Raw genomic sequence first — 13,796 nt, 5'->3', positions numbered from 1 at the left:
CGTGAACCGACGCTTCGCCCTCGCGGTCGCCGTCGTCGCCCTGTTGGCCGTCAGCGCCGGCTGTCTCACCTACCTCAACGAGGGGGGCGAGGTCGCGAACGAGACCCTGGACGCGGAGCCGCCGAGCGAGTACGAGTTCGACACCGACCGCGACGCCGCGTTCACCCTCTCGACCGGGAACCAGTACACGGCGGTGTACGACGTCTCGGAGGTCGAGGAACTCAGACTGTACCGGCAGACGCCGTACACCGGCGACCAGCCGCTGGAGTTCGAGGCGTTCCGGTACCGGACCGCCGACGGCGAGGTGCTCAACGGCAGCGAGTTCCGCGCCCGCGGCGGCGAGGTCGACCGGACCCCCGACGAGACGTGGGTCCGCTTCCCGGAGGGGATGGGCGACGGGCAGGTCGCCTTCTCCGCGTCGGGGTCGCCCCGACGGTTCACCACGCTGGCGTACGTCGACGGGTCGTACGCGGTGACGCTCCCGCCCGGGTTCAGCACCGACTTCCCGGTCGTGGGCCACGTCTCCCCGCGCGACCACGAGATCGAAACCGTCGACGGCCGCGACCGGATCACCTGGGAGTCGGTCGAGGGCGGGTCGGTCGTGGTCCAGTCGTACCGCGAGACCGACCTGCTCGTCTTCGGCGTGATCCTCGCCGTCGCGCTCGTCGCGGCGGCCGTCGGGACCGCGTACTTCCGGCGGCAGCTGGAGGAGCTCCGGGAGCAGCGCCGGGAGATGGGACTGGGCGTGTACGACGACGACGAGTAGCGGGTCGTCGGATCGCTCCGGCGGCGCCCCGTCGTCGGGTCGCCGCCCGCCGAGTGCGCGGACGGCCGCGACCGAACGCGGACCCTTTTGAGTGCGCGTCGCCTTGACGGCGGTATGAATGCCGCCGTCGTCACCGTCGGGGACGAGCTCCTCGTCGGTGACACCGAGAACACGAACGCGACGTGGCTCTGCGACCGGCTCGACGAGCGCGGCGTCGTCGTCCGTCGGGTGACCGTCGTCCCCGACGAGGTCGGCGAGATCGCGCGCATAGTCAACGAGTACCACGCCGAGTACGACGCGGTTGTCGTCACCGGTGGGCTCGGGCCGACCCACGACGACGTGACGATGGCCGGGGTCGCGGCGGCCTTCGGCCGGGAGCTCGAGAAGAACGAGGAGGCCGCGGCGTGGCTCGCCGAGCGCGGGTACAGCGCCGACGACCTCGCCGCGGAGACGACGCACCTGCCGGCGGACTGTCGACCGCTCGCCAACGAGCGCGGCGTCGCGCCGGGCGCGGTCGTCGAGTCGGCCTACGTCCTGCCCGGCGTCCCGACGGAGATGAAGGCGATGTTCGGGTCGGTCGCCGACGAGTTCGAGGGGACGCCGACGCACACCGTCACGGTCGACGTCGACGAGCCGGAGAGCGCCCTCTTGGACCGGTTCACGGAGCTGCAGGAGCGGTTCGACGTGAGCGTCGGCTCCTACCCCGGCGAGAGCGTCCGGGTGAAGATCACGGCGACGACTGCGGCGGAGGCCGAGCGCGCCGCCGAGTGGGTGCGGGAGCGGTCGACGCTCGTCGAGTCGGACTGACCGGACCGGCCGGTGACGGAGCGGCGCTGGCGTCGGGAGGAGCAGCGCCGGAAGACCGGGGTCGCGAAGAGAAGACGGGAGAGACGGTGCCGGACGCGACCGCGGGGCTACCGGTAGAGGTACGCGAGCCACACGGCGGTGACGGCGAGGCTCACGAGGAGCACGGCGGTCGCGGTCGCGTCGATCGGGAGCGGCTCGGTCACGGCGGCTTCGAGGAGCATGGGTGGCGATTGCTCCGGGGTCGTCTTAAGTATTGGACTTCCGGACCAGCGCGGCGGCCGAGACGCGGCCCATTAAGAGTCCGCCGCCGTAGATCGGACCATGCACGTCGGCTTCGTGATGAACCCGGTGGCCGGGATGGGCGGTCGCGTCGGACTCAAGGGCACCGACGGGAAGGTCGCGGAGGCGGTCGCGCGCGGCGCGGAGCCGCGAGCGCCCGACCGCGCGCGAAGAGCGCTCGATCGACTCGCGACGGTCGCGCCGGAGGCGACCGTCTCGACCGCGGCCGATCCGATGGGGGAGCGGCTGGTGCGGGCGGCCGGCTTCGAGCCGGCTCGGGTCGTCGACCCGTTCGGCGACGAGGGGACCGCTACCGGCGATCCGCCGGGTCCCACGGAGACGACCGCCGCCCACACCGCGCGCGTCGTGAAGGCATTCGTCGGGAGCGGCGGGGACGACAGGGAGGTTGAGAGCGGCGGCGTCGACGACGCGGACGCCGGTCCGGTCGACCTCGTCCTCTTCGTCGGCGGCGACGGGACCGCGAGCGACGTGGCGGCGGCGCTGGAGGCGGCGGGCAGCGAGGTCCCGATGCTCGGCGTGCCCGCCGGAGTGAAGGTGTACTCCTCCGTGTTCGCGGTCTCGCCGGTGGACGCGGCCGAGGTCGCGGCGGCGTTCTCGCGGACGGAGCGCCGCGAGGTGATGGACATCGACGAGGACGCGTACCGAGAGGGGGCGGTCCACCCGGAGCTCCGGGCGGTCGCGCACGTCCCCGTCGCCGACGACCTCCAGTCGTCGAAACAGACCGCGAGCGGGACCGTGGAGTCGCTCGCGGAGGGGGTGGCCGACGACATCCGCGAGCGCGACGGGGAGGGCGTCGCCTTCGTGCTCGGGCCGGGGTCGACCGTCGGCGCGATCAAGGCCGAACTGGGCTTCGAGCCGTCGCCCATCGGCGTCGACGTGTGGCGCGACGGCGAGGTGGTCGTCCGGGACGGAACGGAGCGGGAGATCCTCGACGCGCTCGGCGAGGAGAACGTGATCGTCGTCTCGCCGATCGGCGGGCAGGGGTTCGTCTTCGGCCGCGGGAACCCGCAGCTGTCGCCGGCGGTGATCCGGCGCTGCGACCTGCGGATCGTCGCCTCGCGGGCGAAGCTCGACGACGTGCGCGCGCTGCGCGTCGACACCGACGACCCCGAACTCGACGACGAGCTCGCGGGGTGGGTCCGGGTTCGCGTCGGGAAGTTCGAGACGCGGATGATGAAGATCGTGTGAGGGACGGCGTAACCGCGACCGTTGACCGGGGTTCTGGCGACGTTTCGGGTGCACTGAACTGCGGCGGCGCGCTCCGGGAGTTCCTCGACGAGCTGTTCGCGGACTATCCGGGGCTCCAGGACATGCTCGTCGCCGAGACCGAGGCCGACGCGACCCACAGCGGCTGGGCGCCGACGCCGGAGGAGCTTCCGGGCACGTGGCGGAAGAACCCCGTCGGCGAGCAGACGATCGCGTACGCTCGCATCCTCGTGAACGGCCGCTTCAACGAGAACGAGAAGGGCTGCGACACGAAGTTGGAAGAGGGCGACCGCGTCGCCCTGGTCTACCCGTTCGTGTTCTGTTGCTAGGCGGTTTATCAGTCGAACCGACTGCTATCGCGCCCGAATTGCTCGCCGCAGGCATGCGGGGGAAGGGATTCGAACCTCACTCACTCCGCTCGCTGCGCTCGCTTCGTTCCCTGCTTCGAATCCCTGCCGATTCGGAAGCCTGCGGCTCGCGAATTGCTCGCCGCAGGCATGCGGGGGAAGGGATTCGAACCACAGTCGGACGTGCTCGCTTCGCTGCGCGCGACTTCCTTGATTCGAATCCCTTCCAGTCCCAGACGCGGCGCTCACGGTGTGTGAGCGCCGCGATATGCGGGGGAAGGGATTCGAACCCTCGAACCTCTACAGGAGCGGATCTTAAGTCCGCCGCTTTTGGCCAGGCTCAGCCACCCCCGCGCGGCTCTCGGTTCCGGCGGCGGGGTGAAACCCCTTTCGGATGGTCGCCGTCGCCGGGCGGACAGTCCGACCGCCTCGGTCCCGCTTACCAGTCGACGGAGAGCGTCCCGTCCCCGTGCGGGTTCGGCGCGATCTCCTCGTCGGTGCGCCGGTCGACGACGTGGATGACCCCCTTGTCCTTTTTCGCGGGACAGACCTCGGCGGCGCGGACGTTCTCCTCCAGTTCGTCCTCGCCGATGTAGTACGACCGGGGCTTCGCCATGCCGCTCTGTACGTCCATCACCCAGTTGTCGCCGACCTCGGCGCACTTCCCGGCCCCGAAGCACTTGTTCGCCTCGAAGACGATCTTGTACGGCTTCTCCTCGATCGGCGGCCCCTCGCCGCCGATGTCGCTCGCGCGCAACACCTCGTCGCCGGCGTCCGCCTCGTCGCTCATGAATACCCATCGGCGGCCGCCGGACTTTCGTCTGTCGGTCGTTCCCGGTGAGTGCGGTCCTCCCGGCGACGGCGGTCCCTCTCTGCGACGCGGGACGCCTCGCCGACTCGGGAGCCCTCCCCTCGCCGCCGACTACTCCTCGACGTGCTCGGCGAGCAGCCGCTCCGCGTGCTCGGCCGAGTCGGCGAGCTCCCACCGCACCTTGGCCGCGTCTCCGTACGCCAGCGCCTCCTTGAGCTCGTCGCGGAGCACCCCCGTGCCGAACCCGACCGTGTCGCCGTCGGCGTCGCCCAACTCGTACAGCGCGTAGCGGCTCGGCGCGCTCCCGACCGTCGAGCGGTCGAGGTCTCGCCAGGGCTTCGCCAGGCTCATCGGTGCGCGTCGAGCCCGCCCTCGGGCCTCTCGACGATCTCGAAGCTCCCCTCGGTCCAGCCGTCCTCGACGAAGACGAACACGCGCCCGCCGGCGATCTCGGGGTCGGCGACCACTTCGTTGCGCTGCCCGGTCCGACCGACGATCACGCCGGGGAACACCTCGTCGCGCTCGCCATCCTCGACGATGACGCGGCCGACGCCGGAGTCCTCCAGGATCTCGTCGTCGGTGTTGTAGTCGTTGACGTACGTCATCACGCCCTCGGTCTCGGTCGGGTCGGTGACGAGCACGTGCGTCTCCTTCCCGGGGCCGGCGGTGATCGATCCCTCGACCGGGTCCGGAACGCCGCGGTAGAGCGTGGTCCGACCGTCGAGGTACTCGACGACGACCCCCTCCTCGCGGAGGTCGACCCCGATCGACGTCGGCGGGACGTCGCTGCGTGAAGGCGCTGACATACGTGTCGCTCGGGTCGCCCCCCTCAAAAGGGGCGCGCTCGACGGCGGTCCGCGCGACCGCGGTCGCCGCCGCCCGTCGCGGGACCGAGAGACTCGCCGTGATCGCTACCTCTTTGTCCGCGCTCGCGAGCCCTGAGTGCATGGAGGGACGCGCCGCGGCGCTCGGCGCCGGCACCGTGTTGAACGCGCTCGCGACGGGCACCGGCGCGGCCTTCGGCATCGACGTCGAAACGCGGGCGAGCGTGTCGCTCGACCCGACCGCCGGGGGCGTCGACGGGACGATCGCCGAGGACCTCGACGCGGACACCGCCCTGATCGAGCGCTGCGTCGCGCTCGCGACCGAGCGATGGGGCGACGGCCAGGGCGGCACCGTCCGGACCGACAGCGACGTGCCTCTCGCGGCCGGACTGAAGAGCTCCAGCGCGGCCGCCAACGCGACCGTGCTCGCGACCTGTGACGCGCTCGGGCTGACGGTGGGGGACGCGGCCGACGACCCCGATCTCGACGGTGACGCCGCGGTCTCGACCGTCGACGTCACCCGTCTGGAGGCCTGCCGACTCGGCGTGCGGGCTGCTCGCGAGGCGGGCGTGACGGTCACGGGCGCGTTCGACGACGCGACAGCCTCGATGCTCGGGGGCGTGACCGTCACCGACAACGGCGCCGACGAACTGCGGTCGCGCGAGACCGTCGACTGGGACGTCCTCGTGTGGACGCCGCCCGAGCGCGCCTACAGCGCGGACGCGGACGTGGCCCGCTGCGAGGCGGTCGCGCCCATGGCGGACTTGGTGGCCGACCTCGCGCTGGACGGCCGGTACGCCGAGGCGATGACCGTCAACGGGCTCGCCTTCTCGGCCGCGCTCGGGTTCGACGCCGACCCCGCGGTCGAGGCGATGCCCGACGCGACCGGCGTGTCGCTGTCGGGCACCGGTCCGAGCGTCGTCGCCGTCGCGGACCCGACCGACCCCGAGACCGACCTCGACGCGGTCGCCGACGCGTGGGACGAGCGGCCCGGAACGCTGCGACGAACGACCACCAGAAACGACGGCGCGACCGTCGACCGATCATGACCCACCAATGAGTGACACACCGAACGCGGAGGACCGAAGCCTCGACGAACTGCGACGCGAGATCGAAGACATCGACCGGGAGATCGTCGAACTGATAGCCCGCCGGACGTACGTCGCCGACACCGTGGCGGCCGTGAAGGAGGAGCGCGATCTCCCGACGACCGACGAGGGCCAAGAGGAGCGGGTGATGGAGCGCGCCGGCGAGAACGCCGAGCGCTTCGACGTCGACGCCAACCTCGTGAAGGCGATCTTCCGGTTGCTGATCGAGCTGAACAAGGTGGAACAAAGACAAAACCGGTGAACCGCAAGACAGCGCGGTGATGGTGGTTCTTGCAGAAAGTCATTTAAATAGGGTATAAGTCAACGAGACCCATATACAACATAACTGAATGTTCGGATTTGTTGAACACCCTCGGGAAGTGACAGGTGGTGCGTGCTGAATATAGAGGATGGATGCAGCACGGTGTTCGAATTCGTTCCGTCCTCGACGACCGAATCAGCTGTGCTACTCGAAGTAATAATTAGCCGACATATTAATGACTGAGGAGATCACCTATACTCACCATGTCAAGGCACCGTTCGTCAATTTTCGATGTGTCTTTTATCGATCAACAGCAGGTCGTCAGCGAGTGGCTCGCCGAAGAGCAGAGCAAACCGTCGGCGCCGAAGTTCGATATCGAAACCGACGACCAAAGGCACGAGGTCGAGGCCAAAATCCTCGCTCACAAGCCCGGCGTCGCCCGAAATCTGCTCAGCTTGAATCTCAGTTGGATCCGCTGTCGTCTCAGTGAGCGCGCCTTGCGGGACGTCTATACGATCTGGGGAGACCCCGAGGAACGGGACACGGTCGAAGCCGCAGTCAACCGCATCCGTGCGGGCGGATCGTCTCCCCACCCGAGTTCCCTGGACCGCATCACCGGCCTCGCTGAGAACGCGCCCGACGACTGGGGAACGCTGATAATCGTTCATCACCACCACTCTTGGAGGCGTGGCACTCCCGCGCTGATCGACGGAAACCACCGTGCTACCGCGGCTATCCTGAGAGCCGAAGAACAGGGGCAGTATGAGCCTCGTCAGGCCTACGTAGGGTACAGCGGTCCGTCGAAGGTGAGCGATATTCGACGGTGGTTGCACGCGTCCCTCCGAACGTTGTGAGAGCCGGCATAGCAGGCGGTCATTTCCGTAACCGCTCGCGTCGTGACGACCGTTTCGACGCCTCCGAAGTCTGCGTTGACGGTGCCTGCGTCGTCAGTTTCACGCCGACTTGCGGCGTGAATTTCTCATACTGACCGGTCCGATTCTCCATGGTTCAGAGAGGAGCGAATACGAGATGCGCGCGCTGTATTCAGCACTCACCGGATTGGCCTCTCAAGAAGCTCGACGCAACTCGGCTCAAGCAACCGCTCAATCCACCGATTGCGGCGACCCCGCTCATCGCGAGGAGGTGACAACGACTAATGGTACCGTGTGGCAAGCCGCGTGCGCCACCGTGTGGTCTCCGTGAACTCATGATTAGGTCTTGAAAGCGAGAATATTATATAACCTTTCTTATGCGATCGCGCACCGTCGTGTTTGGCCGACTGAGCCCGATTTAAAAAAGCGGGTCTGTTGAAATCCCATTCTTCAGATAGATTTTCATCTGAAACAGCCGCTCACTGAAGACTGCGAATCTATCGTCCCGAAGGTTCTATTATCCAACCAATCAGAGTAGTAGATATGGACACCAGCCCCTCCACTGAGAGCATGTTCGGTATGCTCGTGTACTTCCTCTTTTTATTTGTAGCAGTGTTTCTCGGCCCACTCGAAGCAGTACTGGGTTTGGGACTGTATTGGCTATTCAGAGACGACGAGGAACAGAGACAGACACCAAGTTGATCCTCGTTACCCGTTCCACTAGTTCTGGATGATCCCCTGTATTGAGCGATCCGTGGTTCACCCGTATTGACCACGATCGGGTCAGGATATATCAAATGTAGAGGATTTCAACAAAGCCAAAAAAGCGTAACTTCCCGTCAGTTTTAGCTGTCGATACCTGCCACCGAGCGGTCGCTCCTCTCGGTAGCGGTGCCTCTTTTCAGTTGCACTGGCTCGAGGACAGCGGGCATTACCCGCTCTGGGACGTGCCCGACGAGACGACCGACCTCATACTCACGAGCACCGCGACCGACGACTGAGTACGCCCGTCCGGAGGAGAGCAGCGAGAGAGTGGTCGGGCGAACTCGACCGGTTTCCCCGTCGATCGCTCGTTTCGACAGCGAAGACAGTTCGGCTTTTGGGACTTTCTTCTACAAAACATGATGTGAATTTTTATTATGCTAACTTATAACAAGGTCGTATGGGACGTGATAATTCCCCCGAGAGGTCGGACGACTCGGCAGCGGACCCGACGGACGGCGTCACAACGACAAAACGGACGTTCCTCCAGGGTGCGGGCGTCACGCTGGGTGCGGGGATGGTTCCGGTCGGGACCGGTCGCGCGTCGGTGACGTCGTCGAACGCGACCGATTTCGCCGCAGTCGACGAATCGAGCGGCGGGATGGTCTCGAGCGTCCATCCGCAGGCGACGGAAGCGGGCGTGGAGATCCTCGAGAGCGGGGGGAACGCGGTCGACGCGGCGGTCGCCGTCCAGTTCGCGCTCAACGTCGTTCAGCCCCACTCGTCGGGGATCGGTGGCGGTGGGTTCATACTCGTCTACAGCGCCGAGGAGGACGAGATCATCGCGATCGACAACCGAGAGCGGGCGCCCCTGGGCGCCCGACCGGACATGTTTCTGGACAACCAGGGCGAAGAGGTGCCGTTCCTGGCGCGGCACACGAACGGCAAGGCGGTCGGCGTTCCCGGGACGCTGAAGGCCGCCGACGTGGCCGTCAAGCGGTTCGGCCGGACGGAGCTCAGCGAACTCATCCAGCCGGCGATCGAGTTGGCCGCGTCCGACGGACGGACGGTTACCGTCGACGAGTTCCTGGCGAGTTCGATCGCGGACAACGTCGAGGACGGCGCCCTCACTCCGGCCGCCCAGCAGGTGTTCGCGCCGTACCGCGAGCCCCTGGAGGAGGGCGACGAACTCGTCCAACCGGATCTCGCCGACACCCTCCGTACCATCCGTGACGAGGGCATCGGTCCGTTTTATAAAGGGGAGATCGCGGAAGACATCGCCGACACGGTCCAGGGCGCGGCGCGCTACCGCCGGACCGGCGGGAGCATGACCGTCGACGACCTCGGCCGATACAACGTCGAGATCACTCGGCCGACGTACCAGACCTACGACGGTGACGCACACGAGATCACCGTCCGGACGATGCGTTCGCCGACCTCCGGCGGCTACGTCATCGCACAGATCCTCGCGCTCCTGGAACCGTTCAACCTGGCGCAGTACGACCGACGGTCGTTCGACGTGTACCACCGGCTGGTCGAAGCGTTTCAGCTCGCGTTCGCCGACCGCAACGAGTACCTCGGCGACGAGGAGTTCGTCGACATCCCGTGGCAGGGGATGCTCGACGACGAGTACCTCGACGCGCGCAGGGAGATCATCGATCCGGACGAAGCGACGGACGCGACCCGCGAGCCCGGCGACCCCTTCGAGTACCAGCCCGGCGACCAGTACTACACGAGTCCCAGAGACGTCGAGCAGGCCGCACGCGGCGGTAACGCCTCGGGCGCACGGGACGGGGACGAGAACGAGAGCGACACGAACAGCGCCGTGAGCCATCCCGGGCAGACGACGCACTTCACGACCGCCGACGACGAGGGGAACCTGGTCTCGTGGACCAGCACCATCGAACAGTTGTTCGGATCGGGGATCATGGTCCCCGGGCGCGGGTTCATGCTGAACAACGAGCTCACCGACTTCGACTCCACTCCCGGCGGTCCGAACGAGGTCCAACCGGAGAAGCGTCCGCTCAGCAGCACGAGCCCGACGATCGTGACGCGCGACGGTGACCCCTTCATGACGGTGGGCTCTCCCGGCGGCTGGTCGATCATTCACACCGTCTCCCAGATCCTCCTCAACGTCGCCGAGTTCGGCATGGACATCGAGGAGGCGGTCGCGGAACCGCGCGTGTACTCCGCGACCGGGACGTGGGTGCAGGCCGAAGGCGGTGTTCCGGACGACGTCGCCGAGGAGCTGAACGAGGCCGGTCATGACGTCTCCGTCGTCGATACCATCGGTAACGCCCAGTCGATCCTCGTCAGAGACGACGGCGACTACGTCGGCGTCGCCGACGACCGCAGAGACGGTTCCGCCGATTCGCCGTCGTGATGCGATTGACGACCCGAAGCTGAATCGCCCGGAGACCGGTTTTATCCGGGTATCTCACCCGGTTGTATCGCCTGCTGTGACGGACCTCACAGGAGTCGGTCCCCCCCGGTACACGGTGGCCGCTTCGCCGGCGCGGACTCGAAAGAGGAACCGCCGCGTGGACGGACTCAAGAGAGTAGCCAGCGGGTCGAACCGCTCGTCGGCACGAAACGCACGCCGTTCGTCTGACTGACCTTTATCTCGTTTCTATGCCAAATACTAGCATGTCCCATGGATTCCGACGTCCCCGCTGAGAGCCCGACCGATCGGTCGGCGTCGCGCCTGGCGGACGAGACGGTCGTTCGGGCGGCGCCGAGCGGTCCGAGCGACGCCGCCGAGCGGCGAACGGAGAAACGGCGTGACGACGACTTCGGAGAGCGGGCGGTCGCCGACAGACGCGAGGTCGAACGGCTCGAAGCCGAACTCGAACGCAAGGAGGAACAGCTCCGGTGCGTCACCGAACGGTACGAACACCTGCTCGCGGAGAAGAACCGCAAGCTCGCGGACGCCTCCGGGTCGGACGCGTCCGACGGCGACTCCGTGTCCGACCGACGGACGACCCTCCGCGCACGGCTCGCGCGATTTCTCTCTTCGCTCCGGTAGGCCTCGCGCTCGGTCGCCGGACCGACTGACTCCGTGGCGTCGCGAGGGTTTTTGTCCGCGCGTCGCGCAGTCCGAGAGGATGTCACGAGAAGTGGTCCCACACCGCGACGGCCACGTGTACGAGTTCGGTCCGGAGATGGAGGCGGCCTACGAGGCGGCCGACGGCGAATCGCTCACGATCGAGACGATCGACAGCCTGAACGGCGCGATCCAGTCCGACGACGACCTGCTGGACGCGATCCCCGAAGAGGTGAACGCCGCGACCGGCCCGATCGCCGTCGAGGGGGCGAGCCCTGGGGACGTGCTCGCCGTCGAGATCGAGGCGGTGCGCGTCGCCGAGGACGTCGGACGCGTCCTCACGGCGCCGGGGTTCGGACTCCTGCAGGACGACCCCGACATCGACCACCCGGCGACGCGGATTACAGAGGTCTTCGCCGACGGCGGCGACAGGAGCGGCGGCGGCCGGATCGAGTTCGAGGGGATCGAGCTCCCGATCGACCCGGTGATCGGCACGATCGGGGTCGCCACCGCCGGGGAAACGATCTCGACGCTCACGCCGGACGACCACGGCGGCAACCTCGACACGACGGACATGACGGCCGGGACGACCGCGTACTTCCCCGTCTTCCAGGAGGGCGCGATGCTCGCGATGGGCGACGCGAAGGCCGCGATGGCCGACGGGGAGATGTGCGGGACGGGCGCCGAGATCGGCACCGAGATCGACGTGACGCTCTCCGTGATCGAGGAGCCGGAGGTCGCACTCGACCGACCGCTCGTCGACACCGGGGACGCGGTCAAGACGATCGCGAGCGCGGAGACGATGGAGGAGGCAGTGGAGCTCGCGAACAGCGACGTCGTGCGGCTGCTGGCGCACGAACACGGCTTCTCCCGAACGGAGGCGTACCTGTTCTCCAGTCTCGTCGGCGGGCTGGAGATCAGTCAGGTGGTCGACCCGCAGGTGACGGCGCGGAACGCGGTGCCGAGCGAGTACCTCTCGGTCCCGTTCTGACCGGTCACTCGTCGCCGTTGCGCCCGCGTTCCGCGAGACGCCGCGCGGCGTCGCTCAGGGAGCTCGTCGACCGTTGGGCGTCCTCCGCTCTGGCGTCGCCGTCGGCCGTGTCGTCGACGCCGTCGCCGGCGGCACCGTCGGCCCCGTCGCCGGCCGTATCGATGACGCGGTCGAGATCTGGCCCCGCCGAGTCGTCTCCGACGGCGACGTCCGCCGGCCCGGCGTCCGGCGGGTAGCTCCGCTCGGCCGGCGGGACGAACGCGGTCTCGACGGCCCGGACGACCTCGCGGACCCGCTCCTCGCCGAGCCGGTCGGCGTACGCCTCGCGGATCAGGTCGGGGACCGCGTACGCGTAGTGCCCGCGTCCGGCGTGTCGGATCAGCCCTGCGCGCCGGACCGGTCGGTGACGGCTGTAGGCGTGTCCGGAGTCGCCGTCGCCGCCGGCGTCGATGTGGGCGGCGACGGGGTCGCTGACGCCCTCGCGGCGGTAGTGTCGAAGCATCCCGCGCGACAGCTCCGGGAGCGCCTCGATCCGGCCGCGGAGCTCCTCGATGACGGCCTCGCGGGTGCCGAGCTCGACCGCGTCGGTGAAGCGGAGGGCGCTCTCGGCGACGTCCGCGCGCGTCACGGGCTCGACGTCGTCGGGCGGCGAGTCGCCCTCGCCGGCCGCGGCCACCTCGTCCGAGTCGGGGTCCGCGTCGGCGTCGGCACCGTCCCGCGCTTCCGCATCGACCGAGGGCTCAGCGGTCGAGGGTCCGGCGGTCGCAGACTCGTCGATCGATGACCCGTCAGGGTCCGGCGTCTCGCCGTCCGATCTGGTCGCGGCGACCGCCTCGTCGTACGACTTGAGCACGGACTGGTCGTCTCCGGCGCCCGCGTCTCCGACTACCGCGGACCCCTCACCGTCTGTCCCGGACCGCCCGCCGTCGGTTCCGGACCGCCCGCCGTCGGTTCCGGACCGCCCGTCACCCCCGCGGTAGGGCGCCTCGGCCTTCCCGAGGAGCGCCTGCGCGAACTGGTCGGCCATGTTGCTCAGGTCGCGGGCCTCCTCCAGCTCGCGCTCGAGCTCGTGGATGCGCTTGTCTCGCTTCTCGAGCTCCTGGCGGAGGTCGGCGAGCTCGGACTCGCGGCGCTCCTGCTCGTCGGAGATGGACTGGAGCTCGCCGACGAGGTCGCTGGAGACCGATTTGAGCTCCGGGCGCTCGAAGTCGTCGAGGCCGGGGGTCGCGCCCGCGTCGAACGTCTCCTTGCGGTGGAACTGGATCCGGCGGATCGACTCGTCCCAGTCGGTCATCAGGAAGGCCTCGCCGTCGCCCAGGTCCTCGACCGCGCTCGCGTACTTCGAACCCAGGATCCGCCCGACGACCTTCGTGTCGTTGTCCCAGGTGAGCCGGTGCCAGCAGAGCCAGTCGCACTGCGTGATGAAGTCCTTCTTGACGTCGGCCGGGCGCTGGCTGATCCCGACGATGCCGAGGCCGTGCTTCCGCCCCCGTTTGCCCACCTTGATCAGCATCTTCCCCGTCTCGTCCATCCCGCCGCCCTCGGGAATGTACTCGTGGCACTCCTCGACGACGAGCAGGAAGGGCTTCTTCAGGCGCTTCTCCTTGGCGAACAGCTGCTTGACGACCTCCAAGAGCAGTTCGTTGGCGGTGTCCTCCTCCAGGTACCCGGAGACGTCGAGGATGATCGGGACGTTCTGTTCCAAGGCGAGGTTCGCGAGCTTCTCGGCGTGTTCGGGGGAGACGACGATGTCGCACTCGTCGTCCGCGCCGGCGTG

The 13,796-nt window shown here is 68.0% G+C and carries 15 protein-coding genes and 1 tRNA gene; 11 read left to right on the top strand and 5 right to left on the bottom strand.

Features of this window, described 5'->3' with window-relative positions:
* The first annotated feature begins 1 nt into the window (after position 1).
* From R6U01_RS11330 to R6U01_RS11315, 4 genes are all read left to right on the top strand, one after another.
* On the top strand, positions 2–766 hold the full coding sequence (locus R6U01_RS11330; RefSeq protein WP_410286562.1) for a DUF5803 family protein: 765 nt from the start codon (positions 2–4) through the stop codon (positions 764–766).
* Positions 767–880: 114 nt separating this feature from the next.
* Positions 881–1,573, top strand: coding sequence for a competence/damage-inducible protein A (locus R6U01_RS11325; RefSeq protein ID WP_410286561.1), 693 nt, complete (start codon positions 881–883; stop codon positions 1,571–1,573).
* Between the two features lie 321 nt (positions 1,574–1,894).
* Positions 1,895–3,061 carry an ATP-NAD kinase family protein gene (locus R6U01_RS11320; RefSeq protein WP_410286560.1) on the top strand — a complete coding sequence of 389 codons (1,167 nt, stop codon included), beginning with the start codon at positions 1,895–1,897 and terminating at the stop codon, positions 3,059–3,061.
* Positions 3,007–3,408, top strand: a complete 402-nt coding sequence (locus R6U01_RS11315) for a pterin cluster protein (protein ID WP_410286559.1) — start codon at positions 3,007–3,009, stop codon at positions 3,406–3,408. The genes R6U01_RS11320 and R6U01_RS11315 overlap by 55 nt, the downstream gene beginning before the upstream one ends.
* Before the next feature lie 287 nt (positions 3,409–3,695).
* On the opposite strand, the gene R6U01_RS11310 is transcribed toward R6U01_RS11315, so the two are convergent.
* The 4 genes from R6U01_RS11310 to R6U01_RS11295 all read right to left on the bottom strand — a co-directional run bounded on the left by R6U01_RS11310 (position 3,696) and on the right by R6U01_RS11295 (position 5,043).
* Positions 3,696–3,780: transfer RNA gene (locus R6U01_RS11310), tRNA-Leu, on the bottom strand.
* Positions 3,781–3,865: 85 nt separating this feature from the next.
* The gene (locus R6U01_RS11305; protein WP_410286558.1) at positions 3,866–4,216 is read right to left on the bottom strand and encodes a ferredoxin; all 351 of its coding nucleotides are present in this window, start codon (positions 4,214–4,216) and stop codon (positions 3,866–3,868) included.
* Between the two features lie 132 nt (positions 4,217–4,348).
* Positions 4,349–4,588: a hypothetical protein gene (locus tag R6U01_RS11300; protein ID WP_410286557.1), complete on the bottom strand. Its 240-nt coding sequence runs from the start codon at positions 4,586–4,588 to the stop codon at positions 4,349–4,351.
* Entirely contained in the window at positions 4,585–5,043 is a 459-nt protein-coding gene (locus tag R6U01_RS11295; RefSeq protein ID WP_410286556.1) for a DUF5796 family protein, read from the bottom strand. The genes R6U01_RS11300 and R6U01_RS11295 overlap by 4 nt, the downstream gene beginning before the upstream one ends.
* A gap of 140 nt (positions 5,044–5,183) precedes the next feature.
* Here R6U01_RS11295 and R6U01_RS11290 point away from each other — a divergent pair, with 140 nt between their 5' ends.
* The 7 genes from R6U01_RS11290 (at position 5,184) to R6U01_RS11260 (ending at position 12,019) form a co-directional block, all read left to right on the top strand.
* The gene (locus R6U01_RS11290; RefSeq protein WP_410286555.1) at positions 5,184–6,110 is read left to right on the top strand and encodes a shikimate kinase; all 927 of its coding nucleotides are present in this window, start codon (positions 5,184–5,186) and stop codon (positions 6,108–6,110) included.
* Positions 6,111–6,117: 7 nt separating this feature from the next.
* The gene (locus R6U01_RS11285) at positions 6,118–6,411 is read left to right on the top strand and encodes a chorismate mutase (RefSeq protein WP_410286554.1); all 294 of its coding nucleotides are present in this window, start codon (positions 6,118–6,120) and stop codon (positions 6,409–6,411) included.
* 263 nt (positions 6,412–6,674) lie between these two features.
* Complete coding sequence (locus tag R6U01_RS11280; RefSeq protein ID WP_410286553.1) at positions 6,675–7,265, top strand: hypothetical protein; 591 nt, start codon at positions 6,675–6,677, stop codon at positions 7,263–7,265.
* 561 nt (positions 7,266–7,826) lie between these two features.
* Positions 7,827–7,985, top strand: coding sequence for a hypothetical protein (locus R6U01_RS11275; protein ID WP_410286552.1), 159 nt, complete (start codon positions 7,827–7,829; stop codon positions 7,983–7,985).
* 460 nt (positions 7,986–8,445) lie between these two features.
* Positions 8,446–10,368 carry a gamma-glutamyltransferase gene (gene ggt, locus R6U01_RS11270; protein ID WP_410286551.1) on the top strand — a complete coding sequence of 641 codons (1,923 nt, stop codon included), beginning with the start codon at positions 8,446–8,448 and terminating at the stop codon, positions 10,366–10,368.
* Positions 10,369–10,638: 270 nt separating this feature from the next.
* Positions 10,639–11,010: a hypothetical protein gene (locus R6U01_RS11265; RefSeq protein WP_410286550.1), complete on the top strand. Its 372-nt coding sequence runs from the start codon at positions 10,639–10,641 to the stop codon at positions 11,008–11,010.
* Between the two features lie 79 nt (positions 11,011–11,089).
* Positions 11,090–12,019, top strand: a complete 930-nt coding sequence (locus tag R6U01_RS11260) for an acetamidase/formamidase family protein (RefSeq protein ID WP_410286549.1) — start codon at positions 11,090–11,092, stop codon at positions 12,017–12,019.
* A 4-nt stretch (positions 12,020–12,023) separates the two neighbouring features.
* On the opposite strand, the gene R6U01_RS11255 is transcribed toward R6U01_RS11260, so the two are convergent.
* A partial coding sequence (locus tag R6U01_RS11255; RefSeq protein WP_410286548.1) for an ATPase occupies positions 12,024–13,796 on the bottom strand: 1,773 nt, incomplete at its 5' end.

It is taken from the genome of Halorubrum sp. (assembly GCF_046498025.1).
Classification (GTDB): domain Archaea; phylum Halobacteriota; class Halobacteria; order Halobacteriales; family Haloferacaceae; genus Halorubrum.
The sequence above is the reverse complement of the archived record's forward strand: the minus strand, read 5'-3'. Positions and strand labels throughout refer to the sequence as shown.

Bases quoted from the DNA above. Each gene is read 5' to 3' on its own strand.
- R6U01_RS11320 (WP_410286560.1), top strand. From the start codon at position 1,895: ATGCACGTCGGCTTCGTGATGAACCCGGTGGCCGGGATGGGCGGTCGC.
- R6U01_RS11260 (WP_410286549.1), top strand. From the start codon at position 11,090: ATGTCACGAGAAGTGGTCCCACACCGCGACGGCCACGTGTACGAGTTC.
- R6U01_RS11295 (WP_410286556.1), bottom strand. From the start codon at position 5,043: ATGTCAGCGCCTTCACGCAGCGACGTCCCGCCGACGTCGATCGGGGTC.
- R6U01_RS11290 (WP_410286555.1), top strand. From the start codon at position 5,184: ATGGAGGGACGCGCCGCGGCGCTCGGCGCCGGCACCGTGTTGAACGCG.
- R6U01_RS11325 (WP_410286561.1), top strand. From the start codon at position 881: ATGAATGCCGCCGTCGTCACCGTCGGGGACGAGCTCCTCGTCGGTGAC.
- R6U01_RS11300 (WP_410286557.1), bottom strand. From the start codon at position 4,588: ATGAGCCTGGCGAAGCCCTGGCGAGACCTCGACCGCTCGACGGTCGGG.
- ggt (WP_410286551.1), top strand. From the start codon at position 8,446: ATGGGACGTGATAATTCCCCCGAGAGGTCGGACGACTCGGCAGCGGAC.
- R6U01_RS11280 (WP_410286553.1), top strand. From the start codon at position 6,675: ATGTCAAGGCACCGTTCGTCAATTTTCGATGTGTCTTTTATCGATCAA.
- R6U01_RS11275 (WP_410286552.1), top strand. From the start codon at position 7,827: ATGGACACCAGCCCCTCCACTGAGAGCATGTTCGGTATGCTCGTGTAC.
- R6U01_RS11285 (WP_410286554.1), top strand. From the start codon at position 6,118: ATGAGTGACACACCGAACGCGGAGGACCGAAGCCTCGACGAACTGCGA.
- R6U01_RS11305 (WP_410286558.1), bottom strand. From the start codon at position 4,216: ATGAGCGACGAGGCGGACGCCGGCGACGAGGTGTTGCGCGCGAGCGAC.
- R6U01_RS11265 (WP_410286550.1), top strand. From the start codon at position 10,639: ATGGATTCCGACGTCCCCGCTGAGAGCCCGACCGATCGGTCGGCGTCG.